The organism is Escherichia sp. MOD1-EC4550, from assembly GCF_963876935.1.
In the GTDB taxonomy this organism is placed as follows: Bacteria; Pseudomonadota; Gammaproteobacteria; order Enterobacterales; family Enterobacteriaceae; genus Escherichia; species Escherichia coli_F.
Genome location: NZ_CAWNSE010000012.1, coordinates 126252 through 145703, shown reverse-complemented (window position 1 = coordinate 145703; position 19452 = coordinate 126252). Strand labels below are relative to the sequence as shown.

Genomic DNA, 19452 nt, shown 5'->3' with positions numbered 1-19452 from the left:
GGGTAATCCTCAAAATTTCATATGCCAACACAGAATATGTTATTGAAATCATCGTGGAGAGGAGGTGGCGTCAAGATGGATTGCTGAGCATAGTTTAAACAGGTAAAAGAGTGAGCGATTTTTGATAGTTAAATCAGGCACTTTAAGCTTAACTAGGACGTCATTATTTATTAAATTTTATAGGCGCTATATATGGGTAGTAATATACATGGAGTAAGTTGCAGTGCTAATAATTATTTGAAAACAGCCTGGGCCGATATAAAAACCAGGCGCGAAGAAAATCAAAAATGTTCAATCACGCTTTTTGAACAAAAACTAGAGTGTTTTATGCGGTTGTACAATGAAATCATGCGGAAAGAAGAAAATATTTCATGCCTGGTGTGTGAATCACTAGAAACAGAATTAGAGGAAATGCAAAATGATAATGATTTATCTTCATTTATGAAAACATTACGTACTCATGATACAAACACTTATTCAGGGGATTCAGGAGGCATTACCTATACTATACAATATTTTCAAGAAAGAGAGCTTGTTAATATATCCTTGCCGGGTATGTTTTCACAGGCTATTGCAGGCTTTAAAAGTAGCTGTTGGTATAAATTTATAGCATATGTTGATATCTTAAATGAGTGTAATGATGTTTTTTCTGAGTATTGCTTTGATGATGATGAAATTACGAGTGTCCAGCCAAAACGGATAAATACGCCGGGAATATATGATTCAGTTACTGGTATTGATTTGTCTGGTATATCTTTTATTCAGAGTGAAATTAATCAAGCACATAAATTAAAATACGCGCCTGTAGATGGCGATGGATATTGTCTGTTAAGAGCCATACTGGTTATAAAACACGTTGATTATTCATGGGCGCTTGGCAGTCAAAAGACGCAAAAAGAAGTATACGACGAATTTATTAAAATTGTTGATAAACAAGTGATTGAGTCTTTTGTTGATGCAGCATTCTTTAATCTCAGGGAAGATATTAAGACATTATTTGGCGTTGATCTGCATTCTGACAACCAAATTCAGGATATGGGTAATTCTTTAGCGTCGAATTTTATTAAGTTTAAAAAAGAATTCATTGGTAGTTGCTTGAATGACGAAAGATGCATATTGCATTTACCCGAGTTTATATTTAATGATAACAAGGGTTCGCTTGTTTTAAATACCGACTCTCCGGAAAAGGTTAAAGCGGTGAAGAATTTCCTTGCTGTGCTTTCAGATAGCATTTGTTCATTGTTTATTGTTGCCTGTAATGTGGGATCAATCTCCTTGGGAAGTGAATCCTTTTCAACGGATGAAGATCTTGAGTATGGTTATTTAATAAATACTGGCAATCATTATGACGTTTACCTCCCTACTGAACTTTTTGCTCAGTCATACCAGTTAAACCATAAGGAAATGAAAGCGCAACTGGACTATTTAAATCGTTATGCCATCTAATATTAAAGACATGTGCTAAAATAGTTTTTATTAGTCTCACATTCTCTTTTTACTAGTAAATATTGCCCCTGTATCGATAACGTCGGTGATATTCTGTCTAGCCCATGGTGAAATCATCAACGGCGTACACGAGGCAGGGGCCAATCATGCATAGGTTGCGTCAAATCTTGCCTTTTTTTAATGACAAATATAGAAAAACAGGCACTCAACAAGCCATTTTGCGAACCTTTTCCCGGAAAAATGTCATATTTCTGTCACACTCTTTGGTGATTGATAACAAAAGAGGTGCCAGGAATGAACAAAACGCTAATCGCCGCAGCTGTGGCAGGGATAGTTTTACTCGCTTCAAATGCTCAGGCACAAACCGTACCGGAAGGCTATCAGTTGCAGCAAGTGCTCATGATGAGCCGCCATAACTTACGTGCGCCGCTGGCGAACAATGGCAGTGTGCTGGAACAATCCACACCGAATAAATGGCCAGAATGGGACGTCCCCGGTGGGCAGCTCACCACCAAAGGCGGTGTGCTGGAAGTGTATATGGGCCACTATATGCGTGAGTGGCTGGCAGAGCAGGGGATGGTGAATTCGGGGGAATGCCCGCCGCCGGACACCGTTTATGCCTATGCCAACAGCCTGCAACGTACCGTCGCAACCGCGCAGTTCTTTATTACTGGCGCATTCCCTGGGTGTGACATTCCAGTCCACCACCAGGAAAAAATGGGCACCATGGACCCAACCTTTAACCCAGTGATCACCGATGATTCCGCCGCATTCAGTGAACAGGCGGTGGCGGCAATGGAGAAAGAGCTCAGCAAACTCCAGCTTACCGACAGCTACAAGCTACTGGAAAAAATCGTTAACTATAAAGATTCTCCTGCCTGTAAAGAGAAGCAACAGTGTTCGCTTGTAGATGGCAAAAACACCTTTAGCGCGAAGTATCAACAAGAACCGGGCGTTTCCGGGCCGCTGAAAGTCGGCAACTCGCTGGTAGATGCGTTTACTTTGCAATACTACGAAGGTTTCCCGATGGATCAGGTGGCGTGGGGAGAAATCAAATCTGACCAACAGTGGAAAGTGTTGTCGAAGCTGAAAAACGGTTACCAGGATAGCCTGTTTACCTCACCGGAAGTGGCGCGCAATGTTGCGAAACCACTGGTCAGTTATATCGACAAATCGCTGGTGACAGATCGCGCCAGTGCACCGAAAATCACGGTGCTGGTTGGGCACGACTCAAACATTGCCTCTCTGTTAACGGCACTGGATTTCAAACCGTATCAGTTGCATGACCAGAACGAACGCACGCCCATCGGCGGCAAAATCGTTTTCCAGCGTTGGCATGACAACAAAGCTAATCGCGATTTGATGAAAATTGAATATGTGTACCAGAGTGCGGAACAGTTGCGTAATGCTGATGCGTTAACGTTGCAGGCACCTGCGCAGCGCGTGACGCTGGAATTAAGCGGTTGCCCGATAGATGCCAACGGTTTTTGCCCAATGGATAAGTTTGATAGCGTGTTGAATGAGGCGGTGAAATAAACCCGGCTATTGACATTTTGTAGTCATAAAATTGGGAAGATCACATGCAGATCTTCCCAATTAACCTGGAACATATTCACCAGAAATATATTGAGGGAGCAGAATATTACGCAGCGTCACATCTCGTATAATTTTTACCATAGAACGCATGGTTTACCCCAGACACAGTGGTAAACTTCAGACGCGTAAATCAAAGGATGGCTGACAAAATGAAGTATACATGGAAGGGAGAAAATGAAAGAACGCACTGGCAATTGTGTGAAAAATTAAATGCCCCATTTATATGCCTTAGCATAATTAATAAAAAATACGCTAATCTTTTTTATGATGTGACAAATTATTGCGTTGATCTTGAAAACATCTCAAATGAAATACTGGAAATATACTCGGCTTATGCGCGCGTATTCATACTGCCTGAACATTTTATCAATGAAATTGCTGCACAATATTACGTTATGAATGTCATTGTGCGACGTGAACATGCAGAATTTATTGCCGAAATTTTATATGATTATTTGTTTAAAAAATTACGATAACAGAGGTGGGTAATGAAGCGGTATTATCACGATGCGTTTTTATTAGGTTTATACGCATTGCTTACCCAAATACATTTGTCGGTGGCTCGCGGCATTAGCGCGCAGTCTGAACTCCGGTGCTGGTTGCGTCAGAAAGGGACGCTTGGCCTGATAGAACAAATATTGTGCTCAGCGCGGTCAAAGCGCCATAAGCAGAAGATCCCATTAATCAAATCTCTGTATTATAATCTGCGTGGGAAAAACTATCTTACTGAAAGTGAATGGATTTTATTAATTAAACACCTGCAGTTTATGCGTGACTTTATTGTTCATGGTGAAGTAAATGAGGATGCTTTGATAAATTCCCGGCTTGAAATTTGCTATTTTTCGCTAAAAATTTGGCACAGACTGAACGTCAATTATCTAGCTAAGCGATTAGCAAATCATGTCGAGCATTTTAATGAAAGTGAGTATTATGCCCATTTCAGCGTGCGCCAGATAACGTCCGTTATAACGGACTGGGAAGTTTTAAAAGATAATGAGATATTTTGATGAACCTCGCCGGTGAGTATTGATGAATAAAAATAATTTATTGGAAAATGTTCTGGTATTCAGGGCGTGTCCAGGGATGTTTATCCTGCAAGAGAATTACGAAAATATCTCATCCTTCATCGCCGGGATGGATTTTTCAGTCGGAGGTATCTTATCTTCCGGGTTTAACCAATGGCTATATAGGAAATACTCTCTACAATCAAATTCATGCTGGATATTGCTTATTACCCATATTTATAATCAACAACAAGCTTACCGCAATGATATCGATTTTTTATTTGATAACGTGATTGAATATCTCACAGTAAAAACAGGGCATGACACGTTGGTCAATGAATAATCGAAACCTCCCCCGTTCACTACGGGGGAGGTTCAGGATTAAACGTTTTTACGTTCGATGGTCTGTTCGCCCCAAAAAAGCGAATCTTTATCGGTCTTAGCAAAGGCTTTGACTAACACTTCATCGCTACCTTCTTCCCAAATCTTTTCCGCCATTTTTTCGTCGTACCCGGCGACTTCGAAAATGGCCTCGGCTATTTCCGGCGACGTATTGCGCAGAGATGCCCATTCACCGACGTGATGAGCTTTCGCTTCTTGAGTTGGCATGCGTATCCTCCTGTTGAAGATTAGCCGTTAAGTTTAACTGCCAGACCTGCGACATATTCCCCTTGATAACGAGCAATAGACAGTTCTTCCTGGCTGGGCTGGCGTGAACCGTCACCGCCTGCGATGGTGGTTGCGCCGTACGGCGTACCGCCGCGAACCTGTGAAACGTCAAATAATTCCTGCGCTGCGTAGCCAATGGGGACAATCACCATGCCGTGATGCGCAAGGGTCGTCCAGGTGGATGTGATGGTTTGTTCCTGACCGCCGCCAGTACCGGTGGAACTAAAGACGCTCGCCAGTTTTCCGTATAGTGCGCCGGAAGCCCACAGGCCGCCCGTCTGGTCGAGGAAGGTACGCATTTGACCGGACATGTTACCAAAGCGGGTAGGTGTACCAAAAATAATGGCGTCGTAATCGGCCAGTTCTTGCGGGGTTGCAACCGGTGCAGTTTGCGTTTTACCGCCTGCTTTTTCAAATAATTGCGGCGGCATGGTTTCCGGTACACGCTTAACGACAACTTCTGCGCCATCCACTTTGCTTGCACCTTCAGCAACTGCGCGTGCCATCGTTTCAATATGTCCGTACATGGAATAATAAAGCACCAGAACTTTAGCCATTTCTAACCACTCCTCGTGTTATCTCTATTCCGTAGCGATTCGCTACCACTTATTTAAAGATAAGACGTCCTTTTCAGAGTGCAAATTTCACAACCACTTATTTGATTTATAACAACTTTCACAAGCACGCAATTTTGTCGCAAAATGACACATTTTTATCTCATCGCGTTTTTTTAATCATAAGAGCGGCTTATAGATAATTATTGGAGATGATATCTATTCTCGCTAAGAAGCTGTTGCAGGATATTACCAAACGCGGGTCTGCCCGCGTCAGTTCACTAAGCTTAGTCCCACGTAGCGAAAATATGGCAGCCGCCATACGCCGCGTTAATTCTATGCAATATGATGTCTATACCCAGACGGAGGTCAGTAATGGCAAACCATCGAGGCGGTTCCGGCAATTTTGCAGAAGACCGCGAAAGAGCATCAGAAGCAGGTAAAAAAGGTGGACAGCACAGCGGGGGTAATTTCAAAAATGACCCGCAGCGCGCATCTGAAGCAGGTAAAAAAGGTGGCAAGAGCAGTCACGGTAAAAGCGACAACTAGCCGGGCTAATCAATGACGAATGCATTTTTGTCTGTCGCTCGTCAAAAAGCCATCACCGCCGGTTACCCCGGCGGTTGATACTGATGACAAATGTAAGCTTGCCTGATGCGCGATGCTTATCAGGCCTACCAGAAGATTGCAATATATTGAATTTGCACTGTTTTGTAGGCCGGATAAGGCGTTTACGCCGCATCCGGCATGAACAATGCGCACGTTGTCAACAATCTGCACCGCCGGTAATCCCGGCGGTTTTCTGTTTATGGTTCCTGATGAACAACTTCTGGCGGAGGAACGTCAACCAACCTTCTGCTTAACAAAGCATTGAGTAAAATCGCGCCAAAGGTTGCTGTACCGATCCCTCCCAACGTAAAACCGCCCAGCGTGAGAGCAAAATCACCCGCACCCAGCACTAAGGTTACTGCGACCATAATCAAATTACCGTTCTGGCTTAAATCCACACGGTTTTGTACCCAGATCCGTGCGCCTGCGACGGCAATTAACCCGAACACAACAATTGACGCACCACCAATCACCGGTGCCGGAATGGTATGGATTAGTGCGCCAAATTTCGGCGAAAAGCCCAACAGCAAGGCGATGACGGCAGCAGCAACAAACACCAGCGTCGAGTAGACTTTGGTCACGGCCATCACACCGATATTTTCAGCATAGGTGGTTACGCCGCTACCGCCGACAGAGCCGGAAAGCATCGTTGCCAGCCCATCGCCTACGAATGCCCGCCCCATATACGGGTCCATATTGCGTCCGGTCATCCCGGCGACCGCCTTGAGATGACCTAAGTTTTCCGCCACCAGAATAACCGCCACGGGCGCAATCAGCATCATTGCCTGACCATTAAAAGCAGGAGTGGAAAAATGTGGCAGACCGAACCAGGCAGCATGGCTGACGAGAGTAAAATCGACGGCTTTTCCCAGCCCTAAAACGTTGGTCATCACACCATAAATCAGACAAGCGACAATTAAGCCTACGAGAATCAATAACCGCTGGATCATGCCGCGGGTAAATACGGCCACCAGCCCAATACACAACACTGTCATTACCGCCATCCAGCTATCAAAGGCCGAAGCCGATACACTTTTCACCGCGATAGGCGCTAAGTTCAGGCCAATCGCCATCACCACCGCACCCGTCACAACCGGCGGCATTAGTCGTTCAATCCAGCGCGTACCGATTTTCATCACCACCAGGCCAATGACGGTATAAACCAGCCCACAGGCGATAATCCCGCCCAGCGCGATGCTGATATTCGGATTAATTCCCTGACCATTAAAGCCCGTCGCGGCGATCACCACGCCGACAAAAGCCGCGCTGGAACCGAGATAACTGGGGACGCGCCCGCCGGTAATAAAGAAAAACAGTAACGTGCCGATCCCCGACATTAAAATGGAAAGGTTGGGATCCAGCCCCATCAGAATCGGCATTAACACCGTCGCGCCAAACATCGCCACCGCGTGTTGAACGCCCATCACTGCCGTTTGAGCAAACGGCAATCGTTCATCCGGCGCGACCACGCCGCTCTCTGTAGAGGTCGATTTTAACTGCCAGTGAGGAAAACCGAACATTGCCATCAGCTGTCTCCTTAAGGAGGTTAACAAGCAGGGCGCATTAGCGCGTGATAACTGCGATCGAACCACACCAGTCCGTAGGGGGTGGCGTGACGATGAATCGCTTCGATGGCGCAAAACAGAATGTCGTGGGTGCCGACGCTCACCACCTGGCTGATACGGCAGTCAAACGAAACCAGTGCTTCTTCCAGTTGCGGGCATCCGGTCACACCAGTCTGCCAGCGGGCGGCGGCAAAGCGGTGTTCCATGGGCGTTTTGCCGCCAAAAAGGTGTGAAAGCGGCTCCTGCCCGGCGCTAAGTGTATTTACACACAGCGTTCGATTTTCATTGAATACCGGCCAGACGGACGCCCCACGATTCAGGCACACCAGTAATGTGGGCGGCGTATCGGTCACGCTGCAGACGGCGCTGGCGGTGAACCCGGCGCGCCCGGCTGGACCGTCCGTGGTGATGATATTGACCGCCGCGCCCATGCAGGACATCGCATCGCGAAAAGTTTGTTGATCGACAATGTTCATAGTTTGCTCCTTACAACAGCCCGCAGGCTTCTTCAAAGGACAGACGTGGCAGGCGCGCATAAAGCTTGCTGCTATCGCCATAGCCGATATTAATCAGCAGATTGCTCTTCAGCGTGCTGCCCGTAAAAAAGGCGTCGTCCACGTGTTGACGGTCAAAGCCGGACATCGGGCCGGTATCCAGCCCCAGCGCCCGGCAGGCGACGATCAGATAGGCCGCCTGCATGGAACTGTTGCGAAACGCTGTTTCTTCGGCAAGTTGTGGGCTGGAGGTAAACCAACTGCGGGCATCGCCGTGAGGAAACAGCTGTGGTAACCGTTCATAAAATTCACTGTCCCAGGCGACGATCGCGGTGACGGGCGCGGTCAGGGTTTTTTGCAGATTGCCGCTGGAAAGCGCCGGGCGCAGACGTTCTTTTCCTTCTGCAGTGCGGATAAACACGATCCGTGCCGGAGAACAGTTGGCTGACGTTGGCCCCCATTTCATCAGGGCATAAATCTCCCGTAACGTCTCATCGCTGACGGGTGTCTCCCGCCAGCCGTTGTGAGTTCTGGCGTCGGTAAACAGGGTGCTAAGCGCACCAGGGCTAAAGGCTTCGTTCATAGCAATTCCTTACAGGCGGCTTCACGATGATGTAACAGGCTGGCAAGCCCGTTGAGCAACAGAGCATTAAACGTTTCGGGATCGGTCACGTTGCAGGCGTGTCCGCCATAGCGCATCACCATTTTCTGGCTATCGGGCAGGGCGGCATGAAGTTCACTGGAACAGGCTGATGGCACGAGCAGATCATCACTGGCGCAGATGATTTGCACCGGGCAGCGGATGCGATCCGTATGGCGACTAAAGTCAGCACGTTTGAGGGCGTTAAGTCGACGCAGTAAATTGTTTTTGCCCTGAAAATGCGCCAGTGCCAGCGCGTCCTCCGCTTCAAGGCGAGGGGCGCGGGCCGCCATCCAGTCGGCGGGGTAGAGGAACAACGGTTGCGCTTCCACCCATGCCTGCGCGCCGCCGCTATGCAGTAATCGTTCGCGAACCTGAAAACAGCGGCGGGTATGGGCGTTTATTCGTAGCCAGCCGTTAACGCTGACCAGTGCAGTGACCGATGCGGGATAATCTAGCGCCAGCTGCATTCCCACCAGCGCCCCGAGCGCATGGCCGATCACCGCATAACGCTCAATCCCCACACTCATCAGCGCCTGATGCAGTTCCTCTGCCATCTGCGCCAAACTGTAGTCTTCCGCCAGCGTATCTGGATTATTTCCGGTACCGCGCTGGTCGTAACAGACTACCTGATACTCCTGCTCCAGCACCGCCAGTTGCGGCAACCAGTAATTGCCGCTGCCGCCAAGACCCGAAATCAATACCACTACGGGCGCATCAGCATAAGGGGGAGGTGAGAGTGAAAGTTTCATCGCCACCTCACTTAGCGATATGCGCAATCGTGGCGATTTCCACCAGCGCGTCAGGCTTTACCAGTCCGCACTGAATGCAGAATCGCGCCGGTTTATCATCAGGGAAAAACTCGGCGTAGATTTCGTTAATCGCGGCGTAATTTTTCCAGTCGGTAATAAAGATGCTGTTGAAGGTCACGTCCGCCATCGTGCCACCCGCCGTCTCGATCACCTTGCGGATGGTCTCCAGAACGTGGCGGGTTTGCGCCTTTGGGTCATCGGCAAACAGCACGTTATTATGTTGATCAAAAGCCAGCGTGCCGGAGACATACACCACGCCATCAGCCATCGTGCCGGGAACGAAGGGGGCCAGCGGTGCGCTGCTGCCAGCGGGAATAATTACGGATTTTGGCATCGTTAAACTCCTTAAGCGATACGAGCAAAGGAAGTGGGAGAAAGCGCGTCGCAGAACGTTTCGACGTCGCTTACCCAGCCAAAAAAGGTTTCGATATTGAACAACGCGGCTTTCTGTGCAAATTCCGGCCCCGCCTGGTGTGTTGCGTCTTCCAGCACCACGCCGAAATACTCCAGAAAAAAGCCGTCGCGCAGCGTCGATTCGACGCAGACGTTGGTAGCGATACCGGTGAAAATCAGGTGGCGAATTCCGCGGCTGCGCAAAATGCTGTCCAGCGGCGTATTGAAGAAACCGCTATAGCGCGGCTTCGGCAGCACAATATCGCCAGGCTGCGGCACCAGCTCATCCACCAGTTGATAATCCCAGGAGCCTTTCGCCAGCAATTTCCCCTGTAGCTGCGGCTGCTTACGCATGGTTTTCAGGGCGTTCGATTTATGAAAATTCGGTGAGCCGGGACCGCCAGCCTCGACATACTGTTCATCCCAGCCATTTTGAAACCAGATGATCAACATCCCTGCCGCTCGTGCCGCGGTCACGGCGGTTTGAATATTGGCAATGACCGGGCGAGTGGTTGAGACATCAAACCCGGCGAGATCTAAATAGCCACCTGGCGTGGCATAAGCGTTTTGCATATCCACCACAATCAGCGCACTTTGCTGCGGATCGAAGGTAATGGCTTCTGGTCGAGCGGTTAAGGTCGTCATCATGCCACCTCCTGAGTTAGCGCAGGGAGATGGGCGCGGCACTGCATTAGCGGCTGAATGCGCTCGCCGAAGGTTTCGATTCCCGACAGAAAATCATCGAAGGTCAACAGCACGCCTTCGGCACCAGGTACGCTTGCGACTTCATCTAACATGCGCGCGACACTGGCGTAAGAACCGACTAACGTCCCCATATTGATATTCACCGCCGAAGTGGGATCGGCCATCTGACGGACGTTGGTGTCAGTACCGGAGCGGGTATCTTTCTGACTTTGTTCGGTTAGCCAGCTTAACGCCTCTTCATCGGCACCCGCTTTATAGTGTTCCCATTTGGCGCGAGCGGCATCGTCGGTTTCGTCGGCAATCACCATAAACAACACATAAGAGCCAACGTCGCGCCCGGTTTGCGCTGCGGCCTGTTTCATCCGCGCAGCGGTCGGGGCGAAAGCCGTGGGTGTATTTACGCCTTTGCCGAAACAGAAGTTGAAATCGGCATACTGGGCGGAGAACGCCATGCCAGCGTCGCTTTGCCCGGCACAGATCACTTTCATGGGTACGCTCGGTTGTGGACTGACGCGGCAATCGTTCATGGTGAAAAAATCGCCTTTAAAATCGCTTTTCCCCGTTCCCCACAGGTCGCGCAGCACCTGGACATATTCGGTGAGATAGTCATAACGACGGGAAAAATAGTCATCGCCAGGCCAGATGCCCATCTGCTCATACTCGGGTTTTTGCCAGCCAGTCACCAGGTTTACGCCAAAACGCCCGCCAGAGATGGAGTCAATGGTTGCGGCCATACGGGCGACGATTGCCGGAGGTAACGTTAAGGTGGCGGCAGTGGCGTAAATCTGAATGCGTGAGGTCACGGCTGCCAGCCCCGCCATCAAAGTGAACGACTCCAGGTTGTGATCCCAGAACTCAGTTTTGCCGCCAAAACCACGCAGTTTGATCATCGACAGGGCGAAATCGAAATGGTAGTGCTCCGCTTTTTGCACAATGGCTTTATTCAGTTCAAAGGTCGGCATGTACTGCGGCGCGTGGGTCGAAATGAGCCAGCCGTTGTTGCCAATAGGTACGAATACGCCAATTTTCATCATCAACCTCTCTTCGTCTCGTAAAGTGAAAGTCAGACGGGGCGCTGCATCCTGCATATCCTTTTCAGCCGCGTAATGTCTAGTTAGCAAAGCGGATGCCAGTTTTTAAAAAGTGAATGTTATTAATGTGTTAATATTAAGTTGTCTAAAATGCCTGGAAAAAAGTGGACTAAACGGTCAAAACAGTTGCACATAAAACATGCATTCGTGCGCGATGAGAGTGCAGAAGGTCGAGGCCGGGCGGGGGTTTTGCTATCCTGTTGCCAATCAACAAGAGGGGAGAGCGCATGACGCAAGGCGCAGTGAAAACAACGGGTAAACGTTCGCGCGCAGTAAGCGCGAAGAAAAAAGCGATTCTTAGCGCGGCACTGGACACTTTTTCACAATTCGGTTTTCACGGCACAAGGCTGGAGCAGATCGCAGAGTTGGCGGGCGTTTCAAAAACTAATCTGCTGTATTACTTCCCGTCTAAAGAGGCGCTGTATATTGCCGTGCTGCGGCAAATTCTGGATATCTGGTTGGCACCATTGAAGGCGTTTCGTGAAGATTTCGCCCCACTGGCAGCGATCAAAGAGTACATCCGTCTGAAGCTGGAAGTTTCCCGCGATTATCCGCAGGCTTCGCGCCTGTTCTGTATGGAGATGCTGGCAGGCGCGCCGCTGTTAATGGATGAACTGACGGGCGATTTGAAGGCATTAATTGATGAGAAATCGGCGCTGATTGCCGGTTGGGTTAAAAGCGGCAAACTCGCGCCGATTGATCCGCAGCATTTGATTTTTATGATTTGGGCTTCCACTCAACATTACGCCGATTTCGCCCCTCAGGTGGAGGCGGTGACAGGTGCCACGTTGCGCGATGAAGTGTTTTTCAATCAAACGGTTGAAAACGTGCAGCGGATTATTCTTGAGGGGATTCGACCACGTTAATGATGCCGGAGGAGGTTATAGCATCCTCCGGCAACCTGCTTAACCGATCGTCATTAAACTGGCGTTACCGCCAGCGGCAGCGGTATTCACACTCAGCGAACGCTCGATATACAGCCGTTCCAGAAGGATATTGCTTTCGCCACGGGCAAAACCCTGCACCGAAACAATTGCGCCATCCCGCGCGGCAACGGCTTCACACAATGCGCGAAGCTGATCTGAATCACCGTGGAAGATCACCGCATCAAAGGGTTGAGCGGTTATATTTTCCGCTTTCGCCAGTTGAATACGTTCGCTGACTGCCGATGGCAATGCCTTCACTAACTGACGATGCAGCGCATCATCCGGCCACAGTACCTGGCTGCCCACCGCCAGCACGGCGGCGAGCTGAGTCAGCGCATCCTGTTCATCATCCGCAATACACAACACGCGCTCACGCGGCAGCAGCGTCCAGGTGTTGCGTTCACCCGTCGGCCCTGGCAACAATCGTTGTGTTCCTGCCTGCGCCAACTCGCCATATTGCGTACATAACGCCTGCAATTCTGGACGGTTTGCCGCCCATTCCCGCAGTGCATTTAGCGGCTGAGTCAATGCGGCTTTCAACTGCGCATCGACCGGATACTCTGCATCCTGACGCGCCAGTGTCACCGCCAGCGCACTTTCCGGGCGATTCGCCAGCAGACGGTAGAGATAGAGCGGGCCGCCAGCTTTCGGCCCGGTGCCGGACAACCCTTCGCCGCCGAATGGTTGCACCCCAACCACTGCGCCCACCATATTACGGTTAACATACAGATTACCAACATGGGCCGAGCCAGTGACCTGGGCAATGGTTTCATCAATACGTGTATGAACGCCAAGCGTCAGACCATAACCGGAAGCGTTAATCTGCTCGATCAGCTCTGGGAGCTGGTTACGGTTGTAACGCACCACATGCAGCACCGGACCAAAGACCTCTTTTTGCAATTCGGCAAAGTCATCCAGTTCGATCAGCGTCGGAGCGACAAAGGTGCCGCTTTGCCATTCACGGGCATCTTCGCTGTTTTCCCGCACCGCCTGGAACACCTGACGGCCTTTACTACGCATGGTCTGAATATGACGCTCGATATTGGCTTTCGCTTCGCTATCAATCACCGGACCGATATCGGTGGTCAGGCGACCCGGATTACCCATCCGGCATTCGGCCATTGCACCGCGCAGCATTTTCAACGTGTGGTCGGCAATCTCATCTTGCAGGCACAGCACGCGCAGCGCCGAACAACGCTGACCTGCACTGTCGAAGGCCGAGGCCAGTACATCCACGACGACCTGTTCGGTTAGGGCGGAGGAATCGACAATCATCGCGTTCATGCCGCCGGTTTCCGCAATGAGTGGAATTGGGCGGCCCTGAGCGTCCAGGCGGCTGGCGATATTGCGTTGCAGTAACGTAGCGACTTCGGTCGAACCGGTAAACATCACCCCGCGCACGCGATCATCACCCGTCAGTTGCGCGCCTACGGTTTCACCCTGACCGGGCAACAACTGCACCACGCCTGGCGGTACACCCGCTTCCAGCAAAATGGCAATCCCTTGTGCGGCAATCAGCGGCGTTTGTTCTGCCGGTTTTGCCAGTACGCTGTTACCTGCCGCCAGTGCGGCAGCGATTTGCCCGGTGAAAATCGCCAGCGGGAAATTCCACGGGCTGATACACACCACAGGCCCTAATGGACGGTGGGTTTCGTTAGCGAAATCATCCCGCACCTGTCCCGCGTAGTAGTGGAGAAAATCGACGGCTTCACGCACTTCGGCAATGGCGTTACTGAAGGTTTTTCCGGCCTCACGTACCAGAATACCAATCAGTTGCTGCATCTGACTTTCCATCAGTACGGCAGCGCGATGCAAAATCGCCGCGCGTTCGGCCGGAGGCGTGGCAAACCAGATTGGCGCGTTATTAACTGCACTTTCCAGCGCCTGTTCTACTTCACGCGGCGTGGCTTCACGCACATAGCCCACAATATCTTTCGGTTCCGCCGGGTTGATAACGGGTGACATTTCACCAGCCGCGACCGGTTGTTCCAGCATTGGCAAGGCCTGCCATTTTTGCAGTGCACTGTTGAGCAGGGCAGAGGAGAGTGATGCCAGCCGGTGTTCATTGGCGAGATCCAGCCCTGCCGAGTTGTCGCGCCCGTGACCGTAAAGATCGCGCGGCAGGGGAATTTTCGGATGGGGTAATCCAGTTTGCCCTTCCTGCTGCGCCAGTTTTTCTACTGCAGTGACTGGATCTGCAACCAGTTCATCCAGTGGCAAAGAGGTATCAGCAATACGGTTAACAAACGAGGTGTTAGCACCGTTTTCCAGCAGGCGACGCACCAGATATGCCAGCAGTGTTTCATGGGTACCGACCGGAGCATAAATACGACACGGTCGGTTAAGTTTACCGTCGGCAACTTTCCCAGTGACCTGCTCATACAGTGGCTCGCCCATACCATGCAGGCACTGGAACTCGTACTGACCCGGATAGTAGTTTTGACCCGCCAGTTGATAAATTGCCGCCAGCGTGTGGGCGTTGTGCGTTGCAAACTGCGGGTAAATGAGATTTGGCACCGCCAGCAGCTTTTTCGCACAAGCGAGATAAGAAACATCGGTATACACCTTGCGGGTATAAACCGGATAACCTTCAAGGCCGTCCATTTGCGCACGTTTGATTTCACTATCCCAGTACGCGCCTTTCACCAGGCGAATCATCAGACGACGACGGCTGCGGGTGGCGAGATCAATCAGGTAATCGATCACCAGCGGGCAGCGTTTTTGATAAGCCTGAATAACAAAACCGATGCCGTTCCAGCCTGCCAGTTCAGGCTCGAAACAAAGCTTTTCCAACAGATCGAGGGAGATCTCCAGACGATCGGCCTCTTCGGCATCAATGTTAATACCAATATCGTACTGACGCGCCAGCAAGGTGAGTGATTTCAGACGCGGGTAAAGCTCTTCCATTACCCGATCGTACTGGGCGCGGCTGTAGCGCGGATGCAGCGCCGACAGCTTGATTGAAATGCCTGGACCTTCATAGATGCCACGACCATTGGAGGCTTTACCAATAGCGTGAATCGCCTGCTGGTAGGAAACCATATATGCCTGCGCGTCCGCTGCGGTCAGTGCGGCTTCGCCCAGCATATCGTAGGAGTAACGGAAACCTTTCTCTTCCAGCTTGCGGGCATTGGCTAACGCTTCCGCGATGGTTTCACCAGTGACGAACTGCTCGCCCATCAGACGCATCGCCATATCCACACCTTTGCGGATCAGCGGTTCGCCACTCTTACCGATAATGCGATTCAGCGAACGCGAGAGGCTGGCTTCGTTATGGGTAGAAACCAGTTTGCCGGTAAAGAGAAGCCCCCAGGTGGCGGCATTAACAAACAGCGACGGGCTACGACCAATATGTGACTGCCAGTTACCGTTGCTGATTTTGTCGCGTATTAACGCATCACGGGTGGCTTTGTCGGGAATACGCAATAGCGCTTCCGCCAGACACATCAGCGCCACGCCTTCCTGCGATGACAGCGAAAACTCCTGCAATAATCCCTGAACCATGCCTGCGCGACCACTGGCATTTTTTTGATTACGCAGTTTATCGGCCAGTTGATACGCCAGTTTATGCGCCTGTTCAGCAACCGGCTGCGGCAGGCGAGCTTGTTCCAGCAGCATAGAAACCGCTTCGGTTTCCGGGCGGCGATAGGCGGCGGTGATAGCCGCACGGGAAACCGACTGTGGCAAAATTTGCTCGGCAAAGTCGAGGAATGGCTGGTGTGGTTCCTCTGCCGGATTCGGTACTTCATCGCTCTCATTGGCCGCGCCAGAAAGCAGCGCAGGTAGCTCCGGCAGAGTATCGCTGTTTTCCAGTTGTTCAAGATAAGAAAAAATCGCCTGCTTAATTAACCAGTGCGGTGTGCGATCGATACGTGTCGCGGCAGACTTAATGCGTTCACGCGTCGCGTCGTCCAGCTTAACCCCCATGGTGGTGGTTCCCATGCCATTACTCCTGTTGTTCTGAAAGGTGCAACTTAACGTTATCGTGAAATATCCATGATGTTGCAACTTTGTGCAACCATGTTAAATGTGACCTGCGTAGCAAGCTTAAAAATGAATGAAATGTTAATAAAAGAAATCGATATGACAGGGATTAAAAAAATAACTCAGACTTTTTCTCTGCGGCAGTTAACATTTTTGAAAGGTGCAACCGCAAAAAATGTGAGGGAGTGCAACCTGATGAAAAATAGTATCGCTGAGCACTAAAATTTAATGTAAATGGTGTGTTAAATCGATTGTGAATAACCAGCGCTTCCGGCAGGATACGGTCGCCCTGGGAAAACATAAACTCTGTTACCCCGTTCCGGTGGCAGATATAACGGCAAGTTTCGACATTGCCGATAATAATTTTTTGGAGACTTTAGATGGCTATTAGCACACCGATGTTGGTGACATTCTGTGTCTATATTTTTGGCATGATATTGATTGGGTTCATCGCCTGGCGATCAACCAAAAACTTCGACGACTATATTCTTGGCGGTCGCAGCCTTGGGCCATTCGTGACGGCATTATCGGCAGGTGCGTCGGATATGAGCGGCTGGCTGTTAATGGGATTACCGGGTGCAGTCTTTCTTTCCGGGATTTCCGAAAGCTGGATCGCCATTGGCCTGACATTAGGCGCGTGGATTAACTGGAAGCTGGTGGCCGGGCGCTTGCGTGTGCATACCGAATACAATAATAACGCCTTAACATTGCCGGATTATTTTACCGGGCGTTTTGAAGATAAAAGCCGTATTTTGCGCATTATCTCCGCGCTGGTAATTTTGCTGTTCTTCACCATTTATTGTGCTTCGGGCATTGTGGCTGGCGCGCGTCTGTTTGAAAGCACCTTCGGCATGAGCTACGAAACGGCTCTGTGGGCGGGAGCTGCGGCGACGATCCTTTACACCTTTATTGGTGGTTTCCTTGCGGTGAGCTGGACTGACACTGTACAGGCCAGCCTGATGATTTTTGCCCTGATCCTGACGCCGGTTATCGTGATCATTAGCGTCGGTGGGTTTGGCGACTCGCTGGAAGTGATCAAACAAAAGAGCATTGAAAACGTGGATATGCTCAAAGGATTGAATTTTGTCGCCATTATCTCGCTGATGGGCTGGGGGCTGGGTTACTTCGGTCAGCCGCATATTCTGGCGCGTTTTATGGCGGCGGATTCTCACTATAGCATTGTCCATGCGCGTCGTATCAGCATGACCTGGATGATCCTCTGTCTGGCAGGCGCGGTGGCGGTCGGTTTCTTCGGCATTGCATACTTTAACAATAATCCAGCGGTTGCCGGTGCGGTAAACCAGAACTCTGAGCGCGTGTTTATCGAACTGGCACAAATATTGTTTAACCCGTGGATTGCCGGGATTCTGTTGTCGGCGATTCTGGCGGCGGTGATGTCGACGTTAAGTTGCCAGCTGCTGGTGTGCTCCAGTGCGATTACCGAAGATCTGTACAAAGCATTTCTGCGTAAACATGCCAGCCAGAAAGAACTGGTGTGGGTAGGGCGTGTGATGGTGTTGGTGGTGGCGCTGGTGGCAATTGCGCTGGCGGCGAATCCGGAAAACCGCGTGCTGGGCTTAGTAAGCTACGCGTGGGCAGGCTTCGGTGCGGCGTTTGGTCCGGTGGTGCTGTTCTCGGTGATGTGGTCACGCATGACGCGTAACGGTGCACTGGCGGGGATGATCATTGGCGCGCTGACGGTTATTGTCTGGAAACAGTTCGGCTGGCTGGGTCTGTACGAAATTATTCCGGGCTTTATCTTCGGTAGCATTGGGATTGTGGTGTTTAGTTTACTGGGTAAAGCACCGTCAGCGGCGATGCAAAAACGCTTTGCTGACGCCGACGCGCACTATCATTCAGCGCCGCCGTCACGGTTGCAGGAAGGGTAAGGGAAGGCGTTTTACCGAAAATCCCACGTCATAATCAGAAGCAGGCAGAGGGCAATCAGTGATTGCCCTCTGCATTTTCTCTCAAAAAAAATTTACATTTCCTCATCATTATCACTACATTCCGCTTGTGTTTTTCTTCACCGTAATGATAATCGCTATCACTGCGATTTACTTTTCTTTGCATAGATTGACTCAGAAAAACGTTTAAGGGTGGGTGGCATGTTTGTTCCGTTTCTCATTATGTTGCGCGAAGGACTTGAAGCCGCGCTGATTGTCAGCCTGATTGCCAGCTATCTTAAGCGTACCCAGCGAGGTCGATGGATTGGTGTCATGTGGATTGGCGTGTTGCTAGCCGCTGCGTTGTGCCTGGGGCTGGGTATATTCATTAATGAAACTACCGGCGAATTTCCGCAAAAAGAGCAGGAATTGTTCGAAGGTATCGTGGCGGTGATTGCCGTGGTGATCCTCACCTGGATGGTTTTCTGGATGCGTAAAGTGTCGCGCAACGTCAAAGTGCAACTGGAACAGGCAGTCGATAGCGCATTGCAGCGTGGGAATCATCATGGCTGGGCGCTGGTGATGATGGTCTTTTTTGCCGTTGCAAGGGAAGGGCTGGAGTCGGTCTTTTTCCTGCTGGCGGCGTTTCAACAAGATGTCGGGATCTGGCCTCCGCTGGGTGCAATGCTCGGTCTTGCTACAGCCGTGGTGCTCGGCTTCCTGCTCTACTGGGGCGGTATTCGCCTCAATCTTGGCGCGTTTTTTAAATGGACCAGCCTGTTTATTCTCTTCGTCGCCGCAGGGCTGGCGGCAGGTGCTATTCGCGCGTTTCATGAAGCCGGGCTGTGGAACCACTTTCAGGAAATCGCCTTCGATATGAGCGCGGTGCTCTCAACTCACTCGCTGTTCGGTACGCTGATGGAAGGTATCTTTGGTTATCAGGAAGCGCCGAGCGTCAGCGAAGTCGCCGTCTGGTTTATTTATCTCATCCCGGCGCTGGTGGCATTTGCTCTGCCGCCGCGCGCAGGGGCGACAGCGTCTCGCTCCGCGTAACGAAAATGACGCAAACTCTTGCTTA

General features: G+C 50.6%; 20 protein-coding genes. 10 read left to right on the top strand and 10 right to left on the bottom strand.

The window, feature by feature from the left end; genetic code table 11:
* Nucleotides 1–192: 192 nt before the first annotated feature.
* From AACU19_RS08070 to AACU19_RS08050, 5 genes are all read left to right on the top strand, one after another.
* Nucleotides 193–1446: a hypothetical protein gene (locus AACU19_RS08070; protein WP_088541669.1), complete on the top strand. Its 1254-nt coding sequence runs from the start codon at nucleotides 193–195 to the stop codon at nucleotides 1444–1446.
* Nucleotides 1447–1740: 294 nt separating this feature from the next.
* Nucleotides 1741–2982, top strand: coding sequence for a bifunctional glucose-1-phosphatase/inositol phosphatase (gene agp, locus AACU19_RS08065; RefSeq protein WP_105278066.1), 1242 nt, complete (start codon nucleotides 1741–1743; stop codon nucleotides 2980–2982).
* A 209-nt stretch (nucleotides 2983–3191) separates the two neighbouring features.
* Nucleotides 3192–3518, top strand: a complete 327-nt coding sequence (locus tag AACU19_RS08060; protein WP_000878101.1) for a hypothetical protein — start codon at nucleotides 3192–3194, stop codon at nucleotides 3516–3518.
* Nucleotides 3519–3530: 12 nt separating this feature from the next.
* Complete coding sequence (locus tag AACU19_RS08055; RefSeq protein ID WP_105278065.1) at nucleotides 3531–4049, top strand: hypothetical protein; 519 nt, start codon at nucleotides 3531–3533, stop codon at nucleotides 4047–4049.
* A 22-nt stretch (nucleotides 4050–4071) separates the two neighbouring features.
* On the top strand, nucleotides 4072–4389 hold the full coding sequence (locus AACU19_RS08050; RefSeq protein WP_105278064.1) for a hypothetical protein: 318 nt from the start codon (nucleotides 4072–4074) through the stop codon (nucleotides 4387–4389).
* A 38-nt stretch (nucleotides 4390–4427) separates the two neighbouring features.
* On the opposite strand, the gene AACU19_RS08045 is transcribed toward AACU19_RS08050, so the two are convergent.
* Entirely contained in the window at nucleotides 4428–4655 is a 228-nt protein-coding gene (locus AACU19_RS08045) for a YccJ family protein (RefSeq protein WP_001143120.1), read from the bottom strand.
* A gap of 20 nt (nucleotides 4656–4675) precedes the next feature.
* On the bottom strand, nucleotides 4676–5272 hold the full coding sequence (wrbA, locus tag AACU19_RS08040; RefSeq protein ID WP_001151437.1) for an NAD(P)H:quinone oxidoreductase: 597 nt from the start codon (nucleotides 5270–5272) through the stop codon (nucleotides 4676–4678).
* A gap of 372 nt (nucleotides 5273–5644) precedes the next feature.
* On the opposite strand from wrbA, the gene AACU19_RS08035 reads away from it, so the two are divergent.
* Nucleotides 5645–5818 (top strand): general stress protein, encoded by a 174-nt coding sequence (locus AACU19_RS08035; protein WP_001273658.1) that lies wholly within the window; start codon nucleotides 5645–5647, stop codon nucleotides 5816–5818.
* A gap of 257 nt (nucleotides 5819–6075) precedes the next feature.
* Here the strand turns inward: AACU19_RS08035 and rutG are convergent, their stop codons facing one another.
* Genes rutG through rutA form a run of 7 tightly spaced genes read right to left on the bottom strand, consistent with a single transcriptional unit; the run spans nucleotide 6076 to nucleotide 11518 of the window.
* A complete protein-coding gene (rutG, locus tag AACU19_RS08025; protein ID WP_105278063.1) occupies nucleotides 6076–7404 on the bottom strand; it encodes a pyrimidine utilization transport protein G in 1329 nt (442 codons plus the stop codon).
* 20 nt (nucleotides 7405–7424) lie between these two features.
* Nucleotides 7425–7919: an NADH-dependent FMN reductase RutF gene (rutF, locus tag AACU19_RS08020; RefSeq protein ID WP_105278062.1), complete on the bottom strand. Its 495-nt coding sequence runs from the start codon at nucleotides 7917–7919 to the stop codon at nucleotides 7425–7427.
* A 10-nt stretch (nucleotides 7920–7929) separates the two neighbouring features.
* Complete coding sequence (locus tag AACU19_RS08015; RefSeq protein WP_105278061.1) at nucleotides 7930–8520, bottom strand: malonic semialdehyde reductase; 591 nt, start codon at nucleotides 8518–8520, stop codon at nucleotides 7930–7932.
* Nucleotides 8517–9329 (bottom strand): pyrimidine utilization protein D, encoded by an 813-nt coding sequence (gene rutD / locus AACU19_RS08010; protein WP_105278270.1) that lies wholly within the window; start codon nucleotides 9327–9329, stop codon nucleotides 8517–8519. The genes AACU19_RS08015 and rutD overlap by 4 nt, the downstream gene beginning before the upstream one ends.
* A 7-nt stretch (nucleotides 9330–9336) precedes the next feature.
* Complete coding sequence (rutC, locus tag AACU19_RS08005; RefSeq protein WP_001126792.1) at nucleotides 9337–9723, bottom strand: 3-aminoacrylate deaminase; 387 nt, start codon at nucleotides 9721–9723, stop codon at nucleotides 9337–9339.
* Nucleotides 9724–9734: 11 nt separating this feature from the next.
* On the bottom strand, nucleotides 9735–10427 hold the full coding sequence (rutB, locus tag AACU19_RS08000; protein WP_024210573.1) for a peroxyureidoacrylate/ureidoacrylate amidohydrolase RutB: 693 nt from the start codon (nucleotides 10425–10427) through the stop codon (nucleotides 9735–9737).
* Nucleotides 10427–11518: a pyrimidine utilization protein A gene (rutA, locus tag AACU19_RS07995; protein WP_001353302.1), complete on the bottom strand. Its 1092-nt coding sequence runs from the start codon at nucleotides 11516–11518 to the stop codon at nucleotides 10427–10429. Before rutA ends, rutB begins: the two co-directional genes overlap by 1 nt.
* Before the next feature lie 287 nt (nucleotides 11519–11805).
* On the opposite strand from rutA, the gene rutR reads away from it, so the two are divergent.
* Entirely contained in the window at nucleotides 11806–12444 is a 639-nt protein-coding gene (gene rutR / locus AACU19_RS07990) for an HTH-type transcriptional regulator RutR (RefSeq protein WP_032302834.1), read from the top strand.
* 39 nt (nucleotides 12445–12483) lie between these two features.
* Here the strand turns inward: rutR and putA are convergent, their stop codons facing one another.
* Complete coding sequence (gene putA, locus AACU19_RS07985; RefSeq protein WP_105278060.1) at nucleotides 12484–16446, bottom strand: trifunctional transcriptional regulator/proline dehydrogenase/L-glutamate gamma-semialdehyde dehydrogenase; 3963 nt, start codon at nucleotides 16444–16446, stop codon at nucleotides 12484–12486.
* 54 nt (nucleotides 16447–16500) lie between these two features.
* On the opposite strand from putA, the gene AACU19_RS07980 reads away from it, so the two are divergent.
* The 3 genes from AACU19_RS07980 (at nucleotide 16501) to efeU (ending at nucleotide 19427) form a co-directional block, all read left to right on the top strand.
* Nucleotides 16501–16710, top strand: a complete 210-nt coding sequence (locus AACU19_RS07980) for a hypothetical protein (protein ID WP_000979515.1) — start codon at nucleotides 16501–16503, stop codon at nucleotides 16708–16710.
* Between the two features lie 158 nt (nucleotides 16711–16868).
* A complete protein-coding gene (putP, locus tag AACU19_RS07975) occupies nucleotides 16869–18377 on the top strand; it encodes a sodium/proline symporter PutP (RefSeq protein ID WP_001018507.1) in 1509 nt (502 codons plus the stop codon).
* Between the two features lie 219 nt (nucleotides 18378–18596).
* Complete coding sequence (gene efeU, locus AACU19_RS07970) at nucleotides 18597–19427, top strand: iron uptake transporter permease EfeU (RefSeq protein WP_000497942.1); 831 nt, start codon at nucleotides 18597–18599, stop codon at nucleotides 19425–19427.
* Nucleotides 19428–19452 lie beyond the last annotated feature (25 nt).

Bases quoted from the DNA above. Each gene is read 5' to 3' on its own strand.
- AACU19_RS08070 (WP_088541669.1), top strand. From the start codon at position 193: ATGGGTAGTAATATACATGGAGTAAGTTGCAGTGCTAATAATTATTTG.
- agp (WP_105278066.1), top strand. From the start codon at position 1,741: ATGAACAAAACGCTAATCGCCGCAGCTGTGGCAGGGATAGTTTTACTC.
- AACU19_RS08060 (WP_000878101.1), top strand. From the start codon at position 3,192: ATGAAGTATACATGGAAGGGAGAAAATGAAAGAACGCACTGGCAATTG.
- AACU19_RS08055 (WP_105278065.1), top strand. From the start codon at position 3,531: ATGAAGCGGTATTATCACGATGCGTTTTTATTAGGTTTATACGCATTG.
- AACU19_RS08050 (WP_105278064.1), top strand. From the start codon at position 4,072: ATGAATAAAAATAATTTATTGGAAAATGTTCTGGTATTCAGGGCGTGT.
- AACU19_RS08045 (WP_001143120.1), bottom strand. From the start codon at position 4,655: ATGCCAACTCAAGAAGCGAAAGCTCATCACGTCGGTGAATGGGCATCT.
- wrbA (WP_001151437.1), bottom strand. From the start codon at position 5,272: ATGGCTAAAGTTCTGGTGCTTTATTATTCCATGTACGGACATATTGAA.
- AACU19_RS08035 (WP_001273658.1), top strand. From the start codon at position 5,645: ATGGCAAACCATCGAGGCGGTTCCGGCAATTTTGCAGAAGACCGCGAA.
- rutG (WP_105278063.1), bottom strand. From the start codon at position 7,404: ATGGCAATGTTCGGTTTTCCTCACTGGCAGTTAAAATCGACCTCTACA.
- rutF (WP_105278062.1), bottom strand. From the start codon at position 7,919: ATGAACATTGTCGATCAACAAACTTTTCGCGATGCGATGTCCTGCATG.
- AACU19_RS08015 (WP_105278061.1), bottom strand. From the start codon at position 8,520: ATGAACGAAGCCTTTAGCCCTGGTGCGCTTAGCACCCTGTTTACCGAC.
- rutD (WP_105278270.1), bottom strand. From the start codon at position 9,329: ATGAAACTTTCACTCTCACCTCCCCCTTATGCTGATGCGCCCGTAGTG.
- rutC (WP_001126792.1), bottom strand. From the start codon at position 9,723: ATGCCAAAATCCGTAATTATTCCCGCTGGCAGCAGCGCACCGCTGGCC.
- rutB (WP_024210573.1), bottom strand. From the start codon at position 10,427: ATGACGACCTTAACCGCTCGACCAGAAGCCATTACCTTCGATCCGCAG.
- rutA (WP_001353302.1), bottom strand. From the start codon at position 11,518: ATGAAAATTGGCGTATTCGTACCTATTGGCAACAACGGCTGGCTCATT.
- rutR (WP_032302834.1), top strand. From the start codon at position 11,806: ATGACGCAAGGCGCAGTGAAAACAACGGGTAAACGTTCGCGCGCAGTA.
- putA (WP_105278060.1), bottom strand. From the start codon at position 16,446: ATGGGAACCACCACCATGGGGGTTAAGCTGGACGACGCGACGCGTGAA.
- AACU19_RS07980 (WP_000979515.1), top strand. From the start codon at position 16,501: ATGATGTTGCAACTTTGTGCAACCATGTTAAATGTGACCTGCGTAGCA.
- putP (WP_001018507.1), top strand. From the start codon at position 16,869: ATGGCTATTAGCACACCGATGTTGGTGACATTCTGTGTCTATATTTTT.
- efeU (WP_000497942.1), top strand. From the start codon at position 18,597: ATGTTTGTTCCGTTTCTCATTATGTTGCGCGAAGGACTTGAAGCCGCG.